17 protein-coding genes and 1 pseudogene are annotated in these 21230 nt (G+C 66.3%); 8 read left to right on the top strand and 10 right to left on the bottom strand.

All coding sequences use genetic code 11. The features are described from left to right. Positions 1 to 7: 7 nt before the first annotated feature. The 5 genes from ACZY0R_RS22120 to cysS form a co-directional block, all read right to left on the bottom strand. Positions 8 to 1258: an aspartate kinase gene (locus tag ACZY0R_RS22120; protein ID WP_045238019.1), complete on the bottom strand. Its 1251-nt coding sequence runs from the start codon at positions 1256 to 1258 to the stop codon at positions 8 to 10. 180 nt (positions 1259 to 1438) lie between these two features. Next, the gene (tilS, locus tag ACZY0R_RS22115; RefSeq protein ID WP_488861213.1) at positions 1439 to 2872 is read right to left on the bottom strand and encodes a tRNA lysidine(34) synthetase TilS; all 1434 of its coding nucleotides are present in this window, start codon (positions 2870 to 2872) and stop codon (positions 1439 to 1441) included. Further along, positions 2838 to 3809, bottom strand: coding sequence for an acetyl-CoA carboxylase carboxyltransferase subunit alpha (locus tag ACZY0R_RS22110; protein ID WP_488861211.1), 972 nt, complete (start codon positions 3807 to 3809; stop codon positions 2838 to 2840). Before ACZY0R_RS22110 ends, tilS begins: the two co-directional genes overlap by 35 nt. A 125-nt stretch (positions 3810 to 3934) precedes the next feature. Next, the gene (locus tag ACZY0R_RS22105; protein ID WP_156177097.1) at positions 3935 to 4861 is read right to left on the bottom strand and encodes a DNA-3-methyladenine glycosylase family protein; all 927 of its coding nucleotides are present in this window, start codon (positions 4859 to 4861) and stop codon (positions 3935 to 3937) included. Beyond that, on the bottom strand, positions 4858 to 6246 hold the full coding sequence (gene cysS, locus ACZY0R_RS22100; protein WP_488861209.1) for a cysteine--tRNA ligase: 1389 nt from the start codon (positions 6244 to 6246) through the stop codon (positions 4858 to 4860). Before cysS ends, ACZY0R_RS22105 begins: the two co-directional genes overlap by 4 nt. A gap of 468 nt (positions 6247 to 6714) precedes the next feature. On the opposite strand from cysS, the gene ACZY0R_RS22095 reads away from it, so the two are divergent. The 4 genes from ACZY0R_RS22095 (at position 6715) to ACZY0R_RS22080 (ending at position 9469) form a co-directional block, all read left to right on the top strand. Next, entirely contained in the window at positions 6715 to 7413 is a 699-nt protein-coding gene (locus ACZY0R_RS22095; protein WP_488861207.1) for a tetratricopeptide repeat protein, read from the top strand. 70 nt (positions 7414 to 7483) lie between these two features. Then, complete coding sequence (locus ACZY0R_RS22090) at positions 7484 to 8068, top strand: peptidylprolyl isomerase (protein WP_045238023.1); 585 nt, start codon at positions 7484 to 7486, stop codon at positions 8066 to 8068. Positions 8069 to 8096: 28 nt separating this feature from the next. Next, on the top strand, positions 8097 to 8597 hold the full coding sequence (locus ACZY0R_RS22085; protein WP_045238024.1) for a peptidylprolyl isomerase: 501 nt from the start codon (positions 8097 to 8099) through the stop codon (positions 8595 to 8597). A gap of 80 nt (positions 8598 to 8677) precedes the next feature. Continuing rightward, the gene (locus ACZY0R_RS22080; RefSeq protein WP_488861205.1) at positions 8678 to 9469 is read left to right on the top strand and encodes a UDP-2,3-diacylglucosamine diphosphatase; all 792 of its coding nucleotides are present in this window, start codon (positions 8678 to 8680) and stop codon (positions 9467 to 9469) included. A 37-nt stretch (positions 9470 to 9506) separates the two neighbouring features. On the opposite strand, the gene cysE is transcribed toward ACZY0R_RS22080, so the two are convergent. The 3 genes from cysE to ACZY0R_RS22065 form a co-directional block, all read right to left on the bottom strand. Next, a complete protein-coding gene (gene cysE / locus ACZY0R_RS22075) occupies positions 9507 to 10250 on the bottom strand; it encodes a serine O-acetyltransferase (protein ID WP_045238026.1) in 744 nt (247 codons plus the stop codon). Positions 10251 to 10468: 218 nt separating this feature from the next. Then, positions 10469 to 11590 (bottom strand): PrpF domain-containing protein, encoded by a 1122-nt coding sequence (locus ACZY0R_RS22070; RefSeq protein ID WP_488861203.1) that lies wholly within the window; start codon positions 11588 to 11590, stop codon positions 10469 to 10471. Positions 11591 to 11594: 4 nt separating this feature from the next. Next, the gene (locus tag ACZY0R_RS22065; RefSeq protein ID WP_488866103.1) at positions 11595 to 12548 is read right to left on the bottom strand and encodes an RNA methyltransferase; all 954 of its coding nucleotides are present in this window, start codon (positions 12546 to 12548) and stop codon (positions 11595 to 11597) included. A gap of 155 nt (positions 12549 to 12703) precedes the next feature. Here ACZY0R_RS22065 and ACZY0R_RS22060 point away from each other — a divergent pair, with 155 nt between their 5' ends. Further along, on the top strand, positions 12704 to 13522 hold the full coding sequence (locus ACZY0R_RS22060) for an inositol monophosphatase family protein (RefSeq protein ID WP_488861201.1): 819 nt from the start codon (positions 12704 to 12706) through the stop codon (positions 13520 to 13522). A 179-nt stretch (positions 13523 to 13701) separates the two neighbouring features. On the opposite strand, the gene ACZY0R_RS22055 is transcribed toward ACZY0R_RS22060, so the two are convergent. Continuing rightward, entirely contained in the window at positions 13702 to 14376 is a 675-nt protein-coding gene (locus ACZY0R_RS22055) for a pyridoxamine 5'-phosphate oxidase family protein (RefSeq protein WP_488861199.1), read from the bottom strand. A 142-nt stretch (positions 14377 to 14518) separates the two neighbouring features. Here ACZY0R_RS22055 and pdxR point away from each other — a divergent pair, with 142 nt between their 5' ends. Next, positions 14519 to 15994, top strand: a complete 1476-nt coding sequence (pdxR, locus tag ACZY0R_RS22050) for a MocR-like pyridoxine biosynthesis transcription factor PdxR (RefSeq protein ID WP_488861197.1) — start codon at positions 14519 to 14521, stop codon at positions 15992 to 15994. A 497-nt stretch (positions 15995 to 16491) separates the two neighbouring features. Here pdxR and ACZY0R_RS22045 read toward each other — a convergent pair. Beyond that, positions 16492 to 16913: pseudogene (locus ACZY0R_RS22045) on the bottom strand (universal stress protein). A gap of 374 nt (positions 16914 to 17287) precedes the next feature. On the opposite strand from ACZY0R_RS22045, the gene ACZY0R_RS22040 reads away from it, so the two are divergent. Beyond that, a complete protein-coding gene (locus ACZY0R_RS22040) occupies positions 17288 to 18355 on the top strand; it encodes an ISAs1 family transposase (protein ID WP_488861195.1) in 1068 nt (355 codons plus the stop codon). A 180-nt stretch (positions 18356 to 18535) separates the two neighbouring features. Continuing rightward, entirely contained in the window at positions 18536 to 21229 is a 2694-nt protein-coding gene (gene mutS, locus ACZY0R_RS22035; protein ID WP_488861193.1) for a DNA mismatch repair protein MutS, read from the top strand. Position 21230: the final 1 nt, after the last annotated feature.

Here is a 21230-nt window from a genome sequence, read left to right as displayed (position 1 = left end):
GCATGGATCACGCCTGATCCAGCTCGAACACCTTATGCAGCGCGCGCACCGCGAGCTCCATGTACTTCTCGTCGATCAGCACCGAGATCTTGATTTCCGAAGTGGAGATCATCTGGATGTTGATGCCTTCTTCGGACAGCGTGCGGAACATCTTGCTGGCGATGCCGACGTGCGAGCGCATGCCCACGCCGACCACCGAGACCTTCGACACCTTGGGGTCGCCGGAGACGCTGGCAGCGCCGATATGCGCCTTCACGCCATCGTTCAGGATGGCCAGCGCGCGCTGGTATTCGCCGCGCGGCACGGTGAAGGTGAAGTCGGTCTTGCCATCGACGGACTGGTTCTGGATGATCATGTCGACGTCGATGTTGGCGTCGGCCACGGGGCCCAGGATCTGGTACGCGATGCCGGGCTTGTCGGGCACGCCCAGGACGGTGATCTTCGCCTCGTCACGGGCAAAGGCAATGCCGGAGATGACGGCTGCTTCCATTTCAGACTCTTCCTCAAAAGTGATCAGCGTGCCCGAGTGCATTTCTTGCTCGAGGGGCATCAGGGGGTCGGTCAGCGACGACAGCACGCGGGTCTTCACGCGGTACTTGCCGGCGAACTCCACCGAACGGATCTGCAGCACCTTGGAACCCAGGCTGGCCATTTCCAGCATTTCCTCGAAGGTGATCTGGTCCAGGCGGCGGGCGTCTTCGACCACGCGCGGATCGGTGGTGTAGACGCCGTCCACGTCGGTGTAGATCAGGCATTCGTCAGCCTCGATGGCGGCGGCGATGGCCACTGCCGAGGTATCCGAACCACCACGGCCGAGGGTGGTGATATTGCCGTAGCCATCGATGCCCTGGAAACCCGTGATGACGACCACACGCCCGGCGTCGAGATCGGCCAGGATGCGCTCGTCGTCGATCGATTCGATGCGGGCCTTGGTGTGGGACGAGTCGGTCTTCACCGGCACTTGCCAGCCGGTGTAGCTGATCGCGTCGACGCCCTCGCCTTGCAGCGCGATGGCCAGCAGGGCCGAACTGGCCTGCTCGCCGGTCGCGGCCAGCATATCCAGCTCACGCGGGCTCGGCTGCGCCGAAATTTCCTTGGCAAGACCAAGCAGGCGATTGGTTTCGCCGGACATGGCCGAAGGCACCACGACTACGCGGTGACCGGCGCGATGCCATTTGGCAACGCGCTTGGCGACATTCTTGATGCGTTCCGGAGAACCCATCGAAGTGCCGCCGTATTTGTGAACGATGAGAGCCATCTATTTATCGACGCCAGCGATTGTGCAAAACCTCTGAAAATACACGAAGAGGCGGCGCGAAGCAAGGCATCGCATGATGACACGCGCCCGGCGGAAGTGGCGCGCACGGCTCGCGTGCGTATTTTTCGCGCCGCATCGATGCGATCCGGCGTCCGCTTGCACCGCCTATTCAGGCCGCGGTTACGCCCTCGTCCACTCCACCCATTCGATGCGCCAGCGTGGCGATGCGGGCGCACCCGGCCAGCGCCGGTGCATGCCCAGCCCGGCCGCGAACACGAGTTGACCGCCCGCCCACAGCAGGGGGAGCCGCGCGCGCCGCGCCATCGGCACGCCGGCCTCCTGATAGGCTTGCTTGAGTGCGCGCGCCGGGCCGCCCGGACGCAGCACGATGCGTTCGCCGCCCTGCCGTGCCGCCAGCCGCAGGGGTTGCCGCAATGCGGCTTCGGGCAAGCCATAGGTGTCGTCGCGCGTAAAGCGCAGTTCGCCATGCCACGCCGGCACCGCCAGGCTTGCCTCACCCTGCCAGGCTAGCGCGAGATCGCCCGAAGCGATCGCTGGCCCGGCGTGCCGGGCCAGCACGCGCCCCTGGAAACGATGCAGCACCAGCGCCTCGTGATGGATGGCTGGCTCCCCGCCTTCGTGCTCGATCAATTGCGCGCGCATGGCGGACAAGCGCGCGGTGGAAGGGGCCTGCGTGCCGAGGTCGCGCAACCACAGGCGCAGCACGGTGTCGGCCTGCGCGGGCGAAAGCGCGCGCAGGCCCGCAAGATCGAGTTCCGCAATGGTGCCGGCATCGCGCGGCGGGCGCACCAGCCCGGCCATCAGCTGCATGGCGAGCCCGTCGAGCAATTCGCCGGCCTGCGCCAGATGGGCGGCAGCCTGTGCCACGTTGGCGCGCAAGGCGGGAAACGCCGCGACCAGCGCCGGCATCTGTCCTCTCAGCGCGTTGCGGGCGAAACGGGGGTCGTCGTTGGAGGGATCGTCGATCCATGCGAGCGCATGGGCGGCACAGTAGGCATCGATGTCGTCGCGCGCCACGTCAAGCCAGGGCCGCAGCAGCACGATCTGCTGCCGCGCCCCGAGCCGGCGCAGGCGCGGCATGCCGCCCAGCCCGGCCAGCCCGCTACCGCGAAACAGGCGCAACAACACGGTCTCGACCTGGTCGTCCAGGTGATGCGCGAACAGCAGCAGTTCCGCCCCGGCCTCATCGCACATGGCCTCCAGCGCTGCATAGCGCGCGCGGCGCGCGGCCGCCTCGAGCCCTTCGCCATGCTGCTGGTTCACCGTGACGCGGCGGCTGTAGAACGGCAGTTGCCAGTCGCGGCACAGCGACGCGCAGAAGACGTCCCACTCGTCAGCCTGCGCCTGCAGCCCGTGGTGCACATGCAGCCCCACCACGCGCAGCGGCAGAGACGACGACGCCACCGCCGCACGCAACGCGTGCAGCAGCGCTACCGAATCGCGTCCGCCGGAAAGCGCCACCGCCACCGTGCCTGCCCGTGCGCCATGGCCAGAAACAACAAAGGCCGCACCGGCCTGAAGTGCCTGTGCGACCTTGTCGGTCAAGCCGGCGGACGGGTCAGCCCGGTGCGCCGGTTTCCTTGAACTTGCCATAGGACAGCAGACGCTCGTTGCGACGAGCCTGCAACTCCTTCACGCTCATGCCCTGGAACTGGCGCAGCGAATCCGCCAGCGAACGCTTGAGCATGGCGGCCATGCCCTTGACGTCGCGGTGCGCGCCGCCCAGCGGCTCGCTGACGATCTTGTCGATCAGGCCAAGCGCCTTGAGGCGGTGCGCGGTCAGGCCGAGTGCTTCGGCGGCTTCGGGTGCCTTCTCGGCGGTCTTCCACAGGATGGAAGCGCAGCCTTCCGGCGAGATCACGGCGTAGGTGGCAAACTGCAGCATCTGCACCACGTCACCCACGGCTATCGCCAGCGCGCCGCCGGAGCCGCCTTCGCCGATGATGGTGGCAATCAGGGGCACCTTGAGGCCGGCCATCACGTAGAGATTGTGACCGATGGCTTCGGACTGGCCACGCTCTTCCGCGTCGATGCCGGGGAATGCACCCGGCGTGTCAACGAAGGTGAAGATCGGCAGGCCGAACTTGTCGGCCAGCTCCATCAGGCGCTTGGCCTTGCGGTAGCCCTCGGGCTTGGGCATGCCAAAGTTGCGCATCGCGCGCTCTTTGGTATCGCGCCCCTTCTGGTGACCGATCACCATGCACGCCTGCCCGTTGAAGCGGGCCAGGCCGCCCACGATGGAGAGATCGTCGGCAAAGTTGCGGTCACCGTGCAGTTCGTGGAAGTCGGTGAAGATCTCCCGCACATAGTCCAGCGTGTACGGACGTTGCGGATGCCGGGCGATCTGTGCCACCTGCCATGGGGTCAGGTTGGCGTAGATGTCCTTGGTAAGCTGCTGGCTCTTGCCGGCTAGCCGCGAAATCTCTTCGGAGATATCGACAGCCGAATCGTCCTGCACAAACCGCAGTTCTTCGATCTTTGCCTCGAGTTCGGCAATTGGCTGCTCAAAATCCAGGAAGGTGGTTTTCATGAGACTCGCGTACCTGTCTGTGAAGGGGCGCATTCTACCGGAATTCACCCACTAAACCGCAAGTCTGCGGATGCAGCCTCGCGCACTTCCATGCAAATTCTGCAGTCTTTCTGCTGCCTGTCAGGCTAATACGTCACCGGCAACGGGTCAAGACTGCGCCACATGTACCATGTGGCGACGGTTCGCCACGGTTCCCAGTTGGCCGCCACCTCGCGCGCTTCACTGCGCGTGACGGGTTCGCCGCTGAAATAGTTCGCCGAAATGGCGTTGATCAGGCCGACGTCGTCAAGCGGCAATACATTGGGCCGCATCAGGTTGAACATCAGGAACATTTCGGCGGTCCAGCGGCCGATGCCGCGGATCTGCGTCAACTCGGCGATGACGGCTTCGTCGTCCATCTCCGTCCAGCTGTCGACATGCACGCGTCCCGCCTTAAAATGCTCGGCAAGGTCGACGATGTACTCAGCCTTGCGGCGCGACAGGCCGCAAGCGGCCAGGTTGTCGTGCCCGGCCTTTAGCATCTGTGCCGGCGTGAGCTTGGGACAGAGTGCCGCCAGACGCTCCCACACCGTTTGCGCGGCCTTCACCGAGATCTGCTGGCCAACGACGGAGCGGGCCAGCGTGATAAAGGGATCGCCGCGCGAGATCAGGTGCGCCGGACCGTAGGTGGGGATCATCTTGCGCAGGATACGGTCGCGCTTCATCAGGTCGGCGCAGGCCTCATCCCAGTAGGCGGGACGCACCGCGTCCACCACCGTCTCGACCGGCAGGGGGATTGCCGCGGCTTCCGGCAGCACGGGCGCCCTGGGCGTGCGTGCCGCGGTCTTCAGCACCGCCTTGCCGTCCGCCCTGACCACCGGCCCGGACGATTTGACCGGGGCCTTGCTGGCCACCTTGACGCCGCTCTTCAGCGGCTTGGCGGCCTTCGCCACCGTGCTTGCCTTGGGCGACTTGAGCGGCACCGGCGGCTTGGCCGCAGGCCTGGCCTTGCTGGCCGCAGCAGTCTTGGACGGCGCCGCTGGCGTCGCCGTCTTGCGCACGGCAGCGTTCAAGCGCGCCTCCACTCGGTGGCACCGCCCGGCTTGTCTTCAAGGATCACGCCGCCGGCCAGCAGTTCGGCACGGATGCGGTCGGCTTCGGCGAAGTTGCGCTCCGCCTTGGCTTGCTTGCGCGCACCGATCAGGGCTTCGATCTGCTCCGGCTGCAGGCCATCGGATGTCTTGCCGCCTTGCAGGAACGCGTGCGCGCCGCGCTCCAGCAAGCCCAGCGTGGCACCCAGGCCCTTGAGCTGGCGCGCCATCGCCCGCGAGCCGGTGCGGTTGACTTCACCGGCGAGGTCGAACAGCACGGCCATGGCGATCGGCGTGTTGAAGTCGTCGCCCATCGCGTCGATAAAGCGCCGCGCATGCGCCTCTTCCCAGTCCAGGGGCTGGTCATCCGGCTGCACGTCCTTGAGTGCCGTGTAAAGGCGCGTCAGGGAATGACGAGCGTCCTCCAGGTGATCACTGCTGTAGTGTAGCGGGCTGCGGTAATGCGCGCGCAAGATGAAGAAGCGCACCACCTCGGCGTCGTACTCCTTGAGTACATCGCGGATGGTGAAGAAGTTGCCGAGCGATTTCGACATCTTCTCGTCATTGATTCGCACGAAGCCGTTGTGCATCCACAAGTTGACGAAGGTCTTGCCGCTGGCCCCTTCGGACTGCGCGATCTCGTTCTCATGGTGCGGGAACTGCAGGTCGGCGCCGCCGCCGTGGATATCGAAATGCTCGCCCAGCAGCGCGCAGCTCATCGCCGAGCATTCGATGTGCCAGCCCGGACGGCCGGCGCCCCATTTCGAGTCCCACTTGCTTTCGGCGGGCTCGCTCTCCTTGGCGGACTTCCACAGCACAAAGTCGAGCGGATCGTGCTTGGCTTCGTTGGTGGCCACGCGCTCGCCGGCGCGCAGGTCTTCCAGCGATTTGCCCGACAGGCGCCCATAATTGGGGAATTTGCGCACGGCATAGTTCACATCGCCATCGCTGGCCTGATAAGCCAGGCCGCGGGCCTCCAGCTTGCCGATGATATCCAGCATCTGCGGCACGTAGTCGGTCGCGCGCGGCTCATGGTCCGGGCGCTGGATGCCCAGCGCGTCGGCATCCTCGTGCATGTAGCGGATGAAGCGGTCGGTCAGCGCGCCGATGGTCTCGCCATTCTCCGCGGCGCGGCGAATGATCTTGTCATCGATGTCGGTGATGTTCTGCACGTAGGTCACCTGGTAGCCGGCCGTGCGCAGCCAGCGCTGCACCATGTCGAATACCACCATCACGCGCGCATGGCCAACGTGACAATAGTCGTACACCGTCATGCCGCAGACATACATGCGTACACGGCCGGGTTCGATTGGCACGAAAGGCTGCTTTTCACGCGCGAGCGTGTTGTAGATATTCAGAGGATGCATGAAACGAGGTGAAAGGATGAGGAATCCTGCCGGCGGCATGACCGGGCACAAACTGGCACTGGCTGGAACTGACCCGGCGGCCCGCATTCTGCTGCCCTGCCCCCGGGGCTGCCAGGGGCCGCCCCGGCGTTGCCCGAAGTTGCCCATAAGCGACTGCGGGCAATCCTCGCGCAACGATGCGGGACGAGAGGGACAACGGCACAGCGGGACAACACTGCAACGGTACGGCGGGACAGCACTTGCAAGACACCAGATGCGCCATTGTCGCGCCTTCGCGAGACCGGCAACTTGCGCCTGCGCAAAATCAGGCGCGACCCATATCTTACCGGAAGCGACCGACCAGGGTGGCCCCGCGCCCGCCTTGCGGCGCACCACGGCAAGCCCGCGTGGCAAAGGGAACGCCCCGATACCCGGGCCGGCATGGCCGCGCTTTGCTAGAATGCCGCGGAGTATAACGGACCGCCATACATGAGCCTGTTCCTGCCCACCATAGCAACCGCTTCATCCCCGCCCCTGCGCCGGCGCATTGCGGCCGCCTCGTTAACCCTGGCGGCCGGCCTGGCAGGCATGCTTGTCATGGCTGATCCCGTGCGCGCGCAGGCCGGACCCGTATCGCTTGCCGTGCCGGCCGTCCCGCCCGGCGGCGTGCGCTCTGCCGATCCGGGCATGGCCGACGCGGAGAAGGCGGCGGCGCAGAAGAAATATGGCGAGGCCATCGATCGCTTCGACCGCGTGCTGGCCACCAACCCGCGCAATGCGCAGGCGCGCTTCGAGCGTGCCTGGGCCCTGGCCCAGGCCGGGCGCGAGGACGAGGCCATCGCGGCGTTGTCGTACATGGCACAGGATTTCCCGGAACTGCCCGAGCCGCACAACAACCTGGCCCTGCTGTACGCCAAGCGCGGTGATCTCAAGCGCGCCGAGGCGGAACTGCTGCTCGCTCTCGATGCCAAACCCGATTTCGCGGTGGGTTACACCAATCTGGGCGATGTCTACCGCCGCCTGGCCGAGAATGCCTACCGGGAAGCACTCCGCCGCAATCCCAAGGACGCGGCGGCGGCCTCGGGCCTCAAGCTATCGCAACCCGCGGCGGCCATCCAGCCTCCCGCGGGCACCACGCGCAAGGCAAGCGCCGCGGCCAGCGAGCCGGCGGCCGCACCCGCCCGGTAGTGCCTTGCCGGGCAGGCGGGGCCGCAGCCAGGCCCCGGTCTTATCGTTTTCCCGATCCACGGAGTCAAGCATGATCTTTTCGCGTCGCCTCGTCCTTGCCGGCATGGTCGCCGGTGCCCTAGCGCTCTCGCCCCTGGCCTCACAGGCACAGCAGCAGAAAGCCGAGCGGGTGCAATTCGTCACCAGCGCCGGCAAGTTCACGCTAGAGGTCTATCCGGACGCCGCGCCCAAGACGGTCGCGAACTTCATGGAGTACGTCAAGAGCGGCTTCTATAGCGGCACCATCTTTCATCGCGTCATCAACGGTTTCATGGTGCAAGGCGGTGGCTTCGACCGCGACATGAAGCAGAAGCCCACGCGCGCGCCGATTCCGCTGGAGGCCCAGAACGGGCTGAAGAACAAGGCTGGCACGGTCGCCATGGCACGCACCAGCGATCCCAACTCGGCCACCGCCCAGTTCTTCATCAATGTGGTGGATAATTCCAGTCTCGACTATCCGCAGCCGGACGGTAACGGCTACGCTGTGTTCGGCAAGGTGGTGGAAGGCATGGATACCGTCGAAAAGATGAAGAACACGCCCACCACCTCTTATGGCCCGATGCGTAATGTCCCGGCCACGCCGATCGTGATCGAGTCGGCCTCTGTCGTCAAATAACACCGTACCACCGTACAAAGGAAAGCAAATGTCCAAGGTAGAGCTCCACACCAGCCAAGGTGTCATCACCATCGAACTCGACGCCGAAAAGGCGCCCAAGTCGGTTGAAAACTTCCTGTCCTATGTGCGAAAGGGCCACTACGACAACACCATCTTCCACCGTGTGATCAAGAACTTCATGATCCAGGGCGGCGGTTTCGAACCCGGCATGAAGCAAAAGGCCACCGATGCCCCGATCGAGAACGAAGCCGGCAACGGCCTCAAGAACGATCGCTACACGGTTGCCATGGCGCGTACCAACGCACCGCATTCGGCCACCGCGCAGTTCTTCATCAACGCGGTCGACAATGACTTCCTCAACTTCACCTCGCCGACCCCGCAAGGCTTCGGCTACGCCGTGTTCGGCAAGGTGATCGACGGTACCGACGTGGTCGAGACGATCAAGGGCGTGCGCACCGGCAGCGCCGGCTTCCACCAGGACGTGCCGCTCGAAGACGTGGTCATCGAAAAGGCCGTGGTGGTCGAATAAGTCACTGGCCACCCTCGCCCTCACCGCGCACCTTGGCGGGGTCGCGGCATGAAGTCAGGCCAGACTCTCTCTCCAACCGCATGACTGCGACCCCATCCACGCCGGCTGCCGGCGCCCTCGCGGTGCCAGCCCCGGCGTGGTTCATTTCCGACCTGCATCTCACGCCGGAGATGCCGCGCACGCTGGCGTCCTTCGAGCGCGTGCTCGAACGCGCGGCACAAGGCGCGCGCGCGCTGTTCATCCTGGGTGATTTCTTCGAATTCTGGGTAGGCGACGAGGAAGCCGACAGCCCCTTTGCGGCGCAAGTGGCCACCATGCTTCGCCAGCTCGCCGGCCGCGGCGTCCACGTGTACCTGATGCATGGCAACCGCGACTTCCTGCTGGGACAGCGCTTTGCGCGCGCCGCCGGCGCCGCCTTGCTGCCCGATCCGACCGTGATCGAATGCGCTGGCCAGCGCGTGGTGCTCAGCCACGGCGACATGCTGTGCACCGACGATGAACGCTACATGAAATTCCGCCGCTGGACCCGCAAACGGTGGGTCCAGCGCGCATTCCTGTCGCTGCCGCTGACGCTGCGCCTGCGCGTGGCGCGGCGGCTGCGCGCCGACAGCGAGGCGGGCCGCGCCGACCAGGCGCGCCGCGATGCTCCGCCCGACTACGGCGACACCAAGCCGCAAGCCGTGGCGGCGCTGTTGCGCGACAGCCATGCACCGGTTCTGGTGCATGGCCACACGCACCGCCCCGCCCGCCACGAAAGTCCGGAGGGCGTGCGCTGGGTGCTGACCGACTGGGACCTCGACGGCAAGCGGCCACGCGCCGCCGTGCTGCAACTCGATGCGGACGGCTTCCACGTACTGCCGCAAGTGGACTGACGCCGGGGCCGGCGTCCCCCAGGCGGCCCCGGCCTCCCTACTTCATCAGCTTGCGCAACTCACTCGCGTCGAAGCGGTCGTTCGGCGTGTTCTCAAGGTGCTCGCCGAGCCGGTCCAGCGCAGCCATCACCGTCTCGAGGCGCTCGTGCTGCTGGGCCGCATTATCGATCAGGCTCTTGAGCGCCAGCGAAACCGGATCGTCCGCGTTCGGCGTGATGCCGTAAGCGGAGAACTCCTGCTTGGCACCCTGCTGCCCGGTGGGCGCATCCGGCAGGATGATGCGCGCCGGAATACCGACCGCGGTGGCGCCCGGCGGCACCGGCTTGAGCACCACGGCATTGGAGCCGATGCGCGCGCCGTCGCCGATGGTGTAGCCGCCAAGCACCTTGGCGCCGGCACTCACCACCACATTGGCACCCAGCGTGGGATGGCGCTTCACGCCCTTATAGAGCGATGTGCCGCCCAGGGTCACGCCCTGGTAAATGGTGCAGTCGTCGCCGATCTCGGCGGTCTCGCCTACCACCACGCCCATGCCGTGATCGATGAACACGCGGCGCCCTACCTTGGCGCCGGGGTGTATCTCGATCCCGGTGAAAAAACGGGCCCAGTGGGAAATCCACCGGCCGAGCCAGTGAAACCCCGCGTTCCAGCAAGCATGGGCGAAGCGGTGAAACATCACGGCATGAAAGCCGGGGTAGCAGGTCAGCACCTCCAGACGGCTGCGCGCGGCGGGATCGCGCCGCATGATGGCGTCGATATCTTCCTTCAGACGAGAGAACATCTTGGTCGTGTCGTGTTGCCACGCCGTGCGCCGCGCGTCCTGAGTCAGCAGGACTGACGCGCGTCGCCGGCATGGTCATTGGCCGGTGGGAACGGGATCAGGGAGTGTAAGAGATTTGCTACCCTGCTGCCGCCATGGACATTGATTGCGATGGCGCGGTCCGCCTTTTCCGTACCACGGTATCGGCCGCGGTGCGTGGAGGTGGACGGCGGCCGCCATCAACATCGCTCGGGCACGTGGACCAGGCCGGTCATCAGGCGGCGAGCGCCGTGGCTCATCACGGCGCGCTCTATCACCCAGGCCCCATCGCGCCTTGCCGTGACGGCGCCCACGGCAAGGATGCCCGACGCATGGCCGATGCGGGTCTGGCTGCCGCTGCGCACCGCGGCCCGATGCACCACCGAGTCTGGCAGGTTGGCAGCCGCCGCCAGCGCGATCGCGTCGGCCCCGGTAAAGGCAGGGGCGGCGCTGCGGCGCAACACATCGATATGGGCCGCGGCCAGCGAAGCCCCGGTGCTGGCGCGATAGCCGGCGGGCGGTGCCACCCACGCGATCCTGGGCGTGGCGGGACGCTCGCGCGTGGCGGTTTGCGCATCCGGCGCCAGTCCCATGGCCACCGCGCCCTTCGCGCGAATAGCCTCGAGCCCGGCCAGTAGCCCGGTGTCCGAGTTGATCCGTTCGGGCCGTTCTGTGCCATCCAGTCCCAGGTCGGCAGCGCGCACGAACACGGTGGGAGTGCCGGCCGTCACCAGCGTCGCATCTATGCGGCCCATGCCTGGCACATCGAGCGTGTCCACCACGTTGCCGGTGGGACACAACGGCAACAGCGCGGTGGCCGGCTCAAGGTAATCGAGCACGATTTCGGCCGCAGGAAACGGCACCCCGTCTTCGCAGAAATCGCCATCCTCGAACGGATGGCCATTGCGGCAAGGCACGTGGGCGTGGAACACCTGGCCAATGCCCTGCTGCCAGATGCGGACCGTGGTGATGCTGTCGCGCGCCGGGACAAAGCCCCGCCAGATCGCGAACGGGCCCACCGCCGCCGACAGGTCTCCGCCATGGCCGGACCAGTTGATCCGCCGCTCGCCGATGGCCACCTCGCCGAACAGGCAATCGACGTCGCAGTCCGGGCGCTGCGAGGGACGCAGCAGCGCAACCTTGCTGGTGCTGCAAGTAGCGCCGCCCATGCCGTCGGCATGCGTGCCATACGGGTCGGGCGAGCCGATCACGCGCAGCAGCACGGCATCGCGCTCGGCCGGGTCGGTCGGCAGGTCGTCTGCCAGCAAGAACACGCCTTTGCTGGTGCCGCCGCGCATGTAGTAGGCCGGAATCTCCGCCACTTGCTTACTTCTCCTGTTTCGCTGGCACCCGTGCGCCGGCGCCTTGCTTGGCCACCAGCATGTGCTTGGCAATGCCCCGCAGGATATTGACTTCCTCTCGCTCCAGCCCGGTGCGCGCGAGCAACCGGCGCAGGCGCGGCATCAGCTTCTTGGGGCTGGCCGGATCGAGAAAACCAATCGCTTCCAGGCCGGCCTGCAGATGGCCGAACATGGCCTCGATCTGCTCGGCCGTGGCCGGTTCGCCAGCATAGCCGATCTCGGCGAGCGGCGTAGCCCTCACCTCCAGCAGCGCCAGCCGCATCTCGTAGGCCACCAGTTGCACGGCCTGGGCCAGATTGAGCGAGGTATAGGCCGGATTGGCGGGAATATGGGTCACCGCCGAGCAGCGATCCACCACTTCGTTGGGCAGGCCGAAGCGCTCATTGCCGAATACGAAGGCAACGTGGGCGCCGGCGGCGGCCGGGGCGGCGGCATGCTGGGCGGCGATACGGGCACCGGCCTGCGCCACCGCGTCACGCGGGAGCAGCCGCGGCGGCCCGAACTCACGCTGGCGGGCGGTGAGCGCCACCGCGTAAGCGGTGCCGGCCAGCGCGGCCTCGATGCTCTCGACGATCACCGCGCCGGCCAGCACATCGTCGGCGCCACTGGCCATGGCAATGGCATCCGGATGCTCGCGCACCGCCGGCTCGCGTGGCGAAACCAGCACCAGGCTGCCCGGCGCGGCGCCAAAACCCATGGTCTTCATGGCCCGCGCAACCGCACCGACATTGCCCGGATGACTGGTTTCCACCAGCACGAAGCGCACCGCGGCAAACGCGGCGGGGGCGCCGCCGGCCGCATCCGGGCCGGTGCCGTGAGAAGCACCCGGGGGCGGAATAAGGGCCGGGCCGGTCTGGGGATCGGCGGCTGCGGCGGGGGCGCCATTGGCGGCCGCGCTCGTCTGGTTCTGCGGGTTCATATACAATTCAGGCTTCATCTTCGGTGCGCCGCCCGTTTTTACGCGATGGCGACGCGCCCGTTCTTCTACAATCCGTTGTGTTGTCAGCCGCCCCGGGGGGCAGCGCGCCGGCCTTTTGCGCCAGGCGCGCACCCCTGGCCGGCCTGGAGAGATTCATGCATCCGATGCTAAATATCGCCGTCAAGGCGGCCCGCAAGGCAGGTTCCGTCATCAACCGCGCGTCGATGGACGTCGACCGGGTTCAGGTCTCCCGCAAGCAGCACAACGATTTCGTCACCGAAGTCGACCGCGCCGCCGAGGCCGCGATCATCGAGATCATCCGCACGGCCTACCCGGATCACGCCATTCTAGCGGAAGAGTCCGGCCCGTCCTGGGGCGAGGGCGACCCCACCAGCGAATACGTCTGGATGATCGACCCGCTCGACGGCACCACCAACTTTATCCACGGCTTCCCCCAATACGCAGTTTCCATCGCCCAGTTGCACAAGGGCGTGCCGGCGCAAGCGGTTATCTATGACCCGTCGCGTGACGAACTCTTCACCGCCAGCAAAGGCGCGGGTGCCTTCCTGAACAACCGCCGCATCCGCGTATCGCGCCGCGACAAGCTGGCCGACTGCCTGATCGGCACCGGCTTCCCCTACCGCGACATGGAAGGCCTGGACCAGTACATGGAACTGTTCGCGCTGATGACGCAGAGCTGCGCCGGCTTGCGCCGCCCGGGCTCGGCAGCGCTCGATCTCGCCTACGTGGCCTGCGGCCGCACCGATGGCTTCTTCGAACAAGGCCTGCATCCCTGGGACATGGCCGCCGGCATGCTGCTGGTGACCGAAGCCGGCGGCCTGGTAGGCAACTACTCGGGCGAAGCGCGCCAGCTCGAACAAGGCGAAGTCCTGGCCGGCAACCCCAAGGCCTTCGCACAGATGGTGCGCCTGCTGTCCCCGTTCTCCGTGGACAACGCCAAGCCGGCCCGGTAAAAGCACGACGCAACAAAGCGCCGCACGTCCATAAGGGGCCCGCCAGCGGGCCCCTCTTCACGCGAGGCGAAGCGAGCGGTGAAGGTGCACCTGGCCGCATGGGGCGTCTTCTTCGCCTGCCTTCCTGGCAAGACAAGAAGGCGGATCGCCCCCCGCAGAGAATGAAACTGCCTTTGACGTCAGGCAGTTGCAGTGAGATCTCCGCAACGGAGATCCCCCCAACGCGCCACATACTCCGGCGCACTCCCCTGCACGCCATCCGGCACCGGCGGCAACCCCTGCAAAGCCATCGGCAACACGCCGGCCCACACCGGCAGAGCAAGATCCGCCTCGTCATCCTTCGGACCACCTCTGCGAATCTTGGCTGCCGCCTCCTCCAACCCGATACGCAACACCGTGGTCGCGGCCAGCTCATTGACGTCGCCGGGCCTGGCCTGCGCCGAGCGGCCCGGCGCGATGCGCTCCAGGAAGGCGTCCATGGCCGCTGCCTTGGCAGCGCCGTCAATCACTTCGAAGCTGCCGTAGATCACCGCCGAGCGATAGTTCATCGAATGATGAAAGGCCGAGCGCGCCATCACCAGCCCATCCAGATGCGTCACGCACACGCAGACCTGGCTGCCCGTGGCCGCCAGCTTCAGCATGCGGCTGCCGTTCGAGCCATGGATGTAGAGGTGCTCCCCTTCGCGCCAGCACGCGGTGGGAATGCAATGGGTGCCACGATCGTCTGCGAAAGCCACGTGACAAAGATAGGCGTCATCGAGGATCGCATGAAGGGTGGCGCGATCGTAGCGGCCGCGATCGGCAACGCGCCGCACGCGGGTACGTTCGCTCGGCGGCATCGGTTTCTGGCTCATGGTGGCTCCTTGGGCTATGGTGGGTTTTGCCTGGCGGCGATGTACCGCGTCCGGCGTTGCAGCCAAGATAGGGTTTTCGTGGCACCATGGGTAGACCCATAACCAGTCTCATTTTTAGAACCACGGTTTTTGCAACGACACCATGGACTACGGCTTGCTGGTCTCTACCTTCACGCGCCAGCTCGACGGGCGCAAGCTCACCCAGCAACGGCTGCTGTACGAATGCCTGCGCGGCGCCATCCTCGATGGCAGGATTGCCCAGGGCAGCCAGCTGATCGCCACGCGCACGCTGGCGGCGGAACTCGGGATGGCGCGCAACTCGGTGATCTACGCCTACGAGAGCCTCGCCGCGGAGGGCTTCGTGGTATCGACGCGGCATGGCACTACGGTCGCGCGCGTGGGTCTGGCACGAGCCGGCCATAGCGCGGGGGCGGTCAAACGCGTCGCCGAACTATCGCGCCGCGTGCGAGGCTTGCGGCGCGATGGCGATCGCATGCAGGACTTGCTGCCGTTCGTGCCCGGCGTGCCGGACCTCGAAGCGTTTCCGCTGGCAGCGTGGCGGCGCTGCGTCGAGCGCGCGTGGCGCCAGCTCGCGCCCCACCACCTTGGCTATGGCAGGATCGAAGGGCAGCCCGCACTGCGCCATGCCATCGCCGAATACCTGAAGGTATCGCGCGGGGTGCGCTGCGAGATGGACCAGGTCTTCATCACCGACGGCACCCAGACCAGCCTTGACCTGTGCGCGCGCATGCTGGCCGACCCCGGCGACACAGCCTGGATCGAGAATCCCGGCTATGGCGGCGCGCGGGCCGCCTTCCAGTCCGCCGGCCTCCGGCTGGAACCCGTGGCCGTCGACGCGGACGGGCTGGCGCCCCGGCCCGAACAGTGGCTCGACGCGCCGCCGCGGCTGATCTACATCACGCCGTCGCACCAGTACCCGCTGGGCTCCATCCTCAGCCTGGAACGCCGTCTCGGGCTGATAGAAGACGCCCGCGCCGCCGGTGCCTGGATCGTGGAAGACGACTACGACAGCGAGTTCCGCCGCGGCGGCGTGCCGCTCTCGGCGGTGCAGGGGCTCAGCGAAGACGCGCCCGTGATCTACCTGGGCACCTTCAGCAAGACGATGTTCCCGGCCCTGCGCCTGGGCTTCATGGTGGTGCCGCGCTACCTGGCCGCATCCATCGCCGGCACGCTGGGGGAAATCGCCCGGCGCGGCCACGTGGCCGAGCAGATTGCACTGGCTGATTTCATCGACAGCGGCCAGTTCGCCCGTCACCTGCGCCGCATGCGCCAGCGCTACGGGCAACGCCGCGATGCACTGGAAGCCGCACTGGATCGGCACCTGCGCGGCAGCGTGACGGTCTCGGCCAGCGCCGGCGGCATGCACCTGTCGGCGCGCCTGGAACTGCCTCTTGCCGATACCGTGGTCAGCCGCGCGGCGCGCGAGCAAGGACTGATCGTGCGGCCGCTTAGCACCTACCGCTTGCCCGGCACGCCGCTGGCGCAGTACAACGGCTTCGTGTTCGGCTACGCCGGCGTGCCTCCCGGCGCCATCGACGGGCTGATCGCGCGGCTGGCACAGGTGATCGACGCACTGCGACCGCGGCAGGAATCGTAAAAGCGCGGCGTCGAACACCACTCTTGGGAGTCGGCCTGCTTGCCGCCTGCATTACTCCCATGGAACTTCCAAGTTCCACGTGCTGGCAGGCGAGTATGCAAGCACCGACGCCGCGCTCCGTGCGCTGCGCCGCAATAGCGTCCCGGGTGGCGGGCATGGAGGCATTGTCGAAATTGTGGAGGCGCCTGGCTGACAAGCCGCTCGATCCGCTCGCACCGGGAACCCGCCATGCCATTGCCGTGGTGCCGCTGCTGGCATGGGTCGGGCTGCGCGCCGACGGGCTTTCGTCCTCGTGCCATGGGCCCGAGGAGGCCTTCCTGGCTTGCTGGCCGAGCCGCGAGTGCCGAACGGCAAGTGGACAATGTTCTACATGGTGACTTAGCTGGCCTTCACGGCGGGCGAGATCATCCTGCTACCCGGCGAACTGCAGGCGCGGCTACACCTGCAAGGAACGCAAATGGTGCTGCTGCCGATGAAATGTGGCGTGACGGCACGCTCTACCTGACCAGCGTCACCGGCACGCGCGACATGCGTATCAGCTTGTTGGTCAGCCTCCCCGCCAGCAGCGCGCCGACTGCCGTACGCCCCGCCCCATCACGATGGCATCGCAGTCGTTCGCCGCCGCAACCTGCGCAATGGTCTGCGCCACATTGCCCACCTTGATCTGCGCGACATACCTGGCCCCGGCGTCGTCCAGGATGCTCCGGGCATCGCGCAGCGCCGCCTCGCCGCTCGTTTCTTCGAGCTTGCGCAGGGCCGACAGCGAGTGAAAGGCCGACGCCCGGCCGGATTCCAGCGGCGGCTGGACATTGAGCAGCACCACCTCGGATACGCAGCGGTCCCGGAACATGAAGGCGGCATGGCGCACCGCGTCCAGCGCGTGCGCAGAGCCGTTGACGGGCACCAGAACTCTCAGCATTTCGAACACCTTCCCTTGTTTCAATCGTTTCGCCTGTCGTCCAGGCCGGCTATCTGGAATCTATATAAGTTCGGATGGCGCAAATATTCTGTAAAGAGACAAGCGGCGGTGTATTTTTTCGTAAAGACCCTGCCTGCCCCGGACTTCCCGGCCATGCCTCCCAGGCCCCTTCCCCCACCCCTCCATGCCAGGGCCGGAGCATCAAAACTCGTTAACAAGCAATGAGTTATCGCAGCGGGTTGTAAACTGGGGGCGGAAGGGGTTTACTCTGATTTTTCTGATTCAGAGGCGAGCTAATGAGCCCCGGCAAACAACTGATCATCCTGCTGTCGGAAATAGAAGATCCTCGCGTCGTAGGCTGAACCTGGCACAAGTTGATCGACATCCTGTCGATTGCGCTGTTCTCGGTGCTGGCCGGCGCACAGGGGTGGGACGAGATGGAGGAATGGGGTATTGCTCATGAAGTGAGGCTTCGGCAATACCTGGAATTGCCGCATGGCATTCCCGGGCACGACACCATTCGACGTGTCTTTGAGGTGCTCGATCCGAAACAACTGGATGCCTGCCTGCTGAGTTGGGTGGGTCAGGTTTGTCCGGATCTACACACGATCATCGCGATCGACGGCAAGAGTGTGCGTGGCTCGGGCTCGAGTGCCAAGGGCGTGCGTGCCTTGCATAGCGTGACAGCCTACGCGAGCCTGAGTGGCCTGGTGCTGGCGCAGCAGCGTTGCGAGGAAAAGACCAACGAGATCACCGCCATTGAAGCCCTGCTGCCGGTCCTCTCCCTTAAGGGTAGCCTGGTGACCATCGATGCGATCGGCACCCAGGTGGCCATCGCGCAGGAGATCACTGAGCGCGGCGGCGACTATCTGCTGGTCGCCAAGGACAACCAACCCAGCCTGGCTCAAGCCGTTGAAGACTATATGCGCATCGGCAAAGCTCACGATTGGGCGCACATGAAGCCATCGATCTTTGAGACGCTGGATAAAGGACACGGTCGCCTTGAAAGCCGCCACTGCGTCGCAGTAGCGGCGCCGGACTATCTCAGCGAACTGGATCGCTGGCCCAAGCTCAAGAGCTTGGTGCGCATTGAGCGCACGCGCGACATCGGCGGCCAAGTGAGCGTGCAGACGCAGTACCTGATCAGTTCCGCCGCACCTGATGCCAAGCTCTTACTTGAGGCGAGTCGCATGCACTGGGCCATCGAGAACGGTTTGCATCATTGCCTGGACGTGACCTTCCGCGAGGACGCCAGCACCGTGCGCTTGCGCAATGCAACGGCCAATTTCGCCACCTTGCGCCGCATTACCTTGAATTTGCTGCGCATGCGGCCCGAATCCGGCAAGAAAAAGCGTAGCCTGGCCGCACGTCGCAAGGTCGCGGGCTGGAATCCTGATTACCTATTCGAGTTACTCCAGCTCACGCCACTGCCGAGAATTTGATGCTCCGGCCCTGCCCCTCCATGCCCTTCCCACCCCTTCCGCGCCCGGCTCGCAGTAAAATGCCCGTTTTATCCGCGCCCGCCCCATTCACGGCGCCTGCCGCGCACGCCGCGCCAGGGCCGCAGGCCGCCGGAGTACCCAAAAACAGGCGGTTTCGCCAAAGCCGCCCGAGAGGATTGCATGTCCGTAGAACCCCGACAGTCCGCCAAGACCGAGCCAAAGGCCGGTGCCGCGGAAAAGCACACGCCCATGATGGCGCAGTACCTTGGCCTGAAAGCCGACCATCCGGACACCTTGCTGTTCTACCGGATGGGCGACTTCTACGAGCTTTTCCACGACGATGCCGAGAAAGCCTCGCGCCTGCTCGATATCACGCTGACATCACGCGGCTCTTCCAACGGCGTGCCGATCCGCATGGCGGGCATCCCTTTCCATTCGGTGGACCAGTACCTCGCGCGGCTGGTCAAGCTGGGCGAATCGGTGGCGATCTGCGAACAGATCGGCGACCCGGCCACCAGCAAGGGGCCGGTGGAGCGCAAGGTGGTGCGCATCGTCACGCCGGGCACGCTGACCGACGCCGCGCTCCTGCCGGACAAGGCCGATACCTACCTGATGGCGGTGCATCAGCAAACCACGCGCCGCGGCGTCAGCAAGACCGGCCTGGCCTGGCTCAACCTCGCCAGCGGCGAGCTGCGCCTGATGGAGTGCGAGGTGTCGCAACTGGGCCGCGAGCTGGAGCGGATTCGCCCGGCCGAACTGCTGTTTGCCGACGGCATCGAATTGCCGGCCCTGGCCTGCGCGCGGACCCGGCTGCCCGAATGGCATTTCGACCAGGAAGCCGGCACCCGCCGCCTGCGCGAGCAGCTCGCCGTGGCCAGCCTTGATCCGTTCGGCTGCGCCGGGCTGGGCGCTGCGCTCGGCGCGGCTGGCGCGTTGCTCAACTATGCCGCGTCCACCCAGGGGCAATCGCTGCGCCACGTGAAGGGCGTGACGGTGGAGCGCGAGTCGGAGTTCGTCGGCCTGGACACCGCCACCCGGCGTAACCTGGAGTTGACTGAAACGCTGCGCGGCGGCGAATCGCCGACGCTGTTCTCGCTGCTGGACACCTGCGCCACCGCCATGGGCAGCCGCCTGCTGCGCCACTGGCTGCACCATCCACTGCGCGACAGCACGATTCCGCAGGCACGCCAGCAGGCCATCGGCGCCATGCTCGGCCAGGGCACCGATGCACTGCGCGCGGCGCTGCGCCGGCTATCCGACGTGGAGCGGATCACCGCGCGCCTTGCCCTGATGAATGCGCGTCCGCGCGATTTGTCCTCGCTGCGCGATACGCTGACCGCGCTGCCCGACGTACAGGCCTGCCTGCGCGCTGACGATGCCGCGCCGTTGCTGAACCAGACGGTGAGCGAACTGGCTGTGCCCTGGGAATGCCATGCGCTGCTGGTCAGCGCGGTGGCGCCGGAACCAGCCACCGTAATCCGCGATGGCGGCGTGATCGCCCGCGGCTACGATGCGACACTGGACGAGCTGCGCGATATCTCCGAGAACTGCGGCCAGTTCCTGGTGGAACTGGAAGCGCGCGAGCGCACCCGCACCGGCATCGCCAACCTGCGCGTGGAGTACAACCGCGTGCATGGCTTCTACATCGAAGTGACCAACGGCCAGGCCGACAAGGTCCCTGACGACTATCGCCGCCGCCAGACGCTGAAGAACGCCGAGCGCTACATTACGCCCGAGCTCAAGGCCTTCGAAGACAAGGCGCTGTCGGCGCAGGACCGCGCGCTGGCACGGGAGAAGCTGCTCTACGATGCGCTGCTGCAACAGGTGCTGCCTCATATCGGCGAGTTGCAACGCGTGGCGGGCGCGCTGGCCCGGCTCGACGTGCTGGCCGCCCTGGCCGAGCGCGCGCAGACGCTGGACTGGACCCAGCCCGAGCGCGTCGACGAGAACGTGATCGACATCGTGCAAGGCCGGCATCCGGTGGTGGAGGGCCAGCTCGCCGCGGAATCCGTGCCGTTCATCGCCAACGACTGCCAGTTGACCGAAGCGCGCAAACTACTGCTGATCACCGGCCCGAACATGGGCGGTAAGTCGACCTTCATGCGCCAGACGGCGCTGATCGTGCTGCTGGCCTGCGTGGGCGCCTACGTGCCGGCACGGCGCGCGGTGATCGGTCCGATCGACCGCATCTTCACCCGCATCGGCGCCGCCGACGACCTGGCGGGCGGGCGCTCCACCTTCATGGTGGAAATGACCGAAGCCGCCGGCATCCTGCACAGCGCCACACCGGCCAGCCTGGTGCTGATGGACGAGATCGGGCGCGGCACTTCGACCTTCGACGGCCTCGCGCTGGCGTGGGCGATCGCGCGCCACCTGCTGGCACACAACCGCAGCCATACGCTGTTCGCCACGCATTACTTCGAGCTGACGCAACTGCCGCAGGAATTCACGCAGGCGGCCAACGTCCATTTGTCGGCGGTCGAGCATGGCGATGGCATCGTGTTCCTGCACGCGGTGCAGGATGGCCCTGCCAGCCAGAGCTACGGCCTGCAGGTCGCACAGCTGGCAGGTGTGCCGCAGCCGGTGATCCGCGCGGCCCGCAAGCACCTGGCGTGGCTGGAGCAGCAATCGGCGGATGCCACGCCCACGCCCCAGCTCGACCTGTTTGCCGCACCACCGTCGCCGCTGGACGATGATGACGACGACTACACGGAGCGGGACAGCGGGCCGCCGGCCAGCGCCATCTCGCCGCAGCAGGCTGCGCTGCTCGACGCGGTCGCCGAGCTGGACCCGGACAGCCTGACCCCGCGCGACGCGCTCGACGCGCTCTATCGCTTGCAGGCGCTCGCCAGGGACGCAGTAGCCACCGCATGAT

This window comes from Cupriavidus sp. F041 (assembly GCF_057814235.1).
This window is presented reverse-complemented; position numbering and strand designations above follow the sequence as displayed.

What these genes read in the sequence shown, in the direction of transcription:
- ACZY0R_RS22120 (WP_045238019.1), bottom strand. Translation starts at nt 1,258, where the DNA reads ATGGCTCTCATCGTTCACAAATACGGCGGCACTTCGATGGGTTCTCCG.
- tilS (WP_488861213.1), bottom strand. Translation starts at nt 2,872, where the DNA reads ATGGCAAGTTCAAGGAAACCGGCGCACCGGGCTGACCCGTCCGCCGGC.
- ACZY0R_RS22110 (WP_488861211.1), bottom strand. Translation starts at nt 3,809, where the DNA reads ATGAAAACCACCTTCCTGGATTTTGAGCAGCCAATTGCCGAACTCGAG.
- cysS (WP_488861209.1), bottom strand. Translation starts at nt 6,246, where the DNA reads ATGCATCCTCTGAATATCTACAACACGCTCGCGCGTGAAAAGCAGCCT.
- ACZY0R_RS22095 (WP_488861207.1), top strand. Translation starts at nt 6,715, where the DNA reads ATGAGCCTGTTCCTGCCCACCATAGCAACCGCTTCATCCCCGCCCCTG.
- ACZY0R_RS22090 (WP_045238023.1), top strand. Translation starts at nt 7,484, where the DNA reads ATGATCTTTTCGCGTCGCCTCGTCCTTGCCGGCATGGTCGCCGGTGCC.
- ACZY0R_RS22085 (WP_045238024.1), top strand. Translation starts at nt 8,097, where the DNA reads ATGTCCAAGGTAGAGCTCCACACCAGCCAAGGTGTCATCACCATCGAA.
- ACZY0R_RS22080 (WP_488861205.1), top strand. Translation starts at nt 8,678, where the DNA reads ATGACTGCGACCCCATCCACGCCGGCTGCCGGCGCCCTCGCGGTGCCA.
- cysE (WP_045238026.1), bottom strand. Translation starts at nt 10,250, where the DNA reads ATGTTCTCTCGTCTGAAGGAAGATATCGACGCCATCATGCGGCGCGAT.
- ACZY0R_RS22065 (WP_488866103.1), bottom strand. Translation starts at nt 12,548, where the DNA reads ATGAACCCGCAGAACCAGACGAGCGCGGCCGCCAATGGCGCCCCCGCC.
- ACZY0R_RS22060 (WP_488861201.1), top strand. Translation starts at nt 12,704, where the DNA reads ATGCATCCGATGCTAAATATCGCCGTCAAGGCGGCCCGCAAGGCAGGT.
- ACZY0R_RS22055 (WP_488861199.1), bottom strand. Translation starts at nt 14,376, where the DNA reads ATGAGCCAGAAACCGATGCCGCCGAGCGAACGTACCCGCGTGCGGCGC.
- pdxR (WP_488861197.1), top strand. Translation starts at nt 14,519, where the DNA reads ATGGACTACGGCTTGCTGGTCTCTACCTTCACGCGCCAGCTCGACGGG.
- mutS (WP_488861193.1), top strand. Translation starts at nt 18,536, where the DNA reads ATGTCCGTAGAACCCCGACAGTCCGCCAAGACCGAGCCAAAGGCCGGT.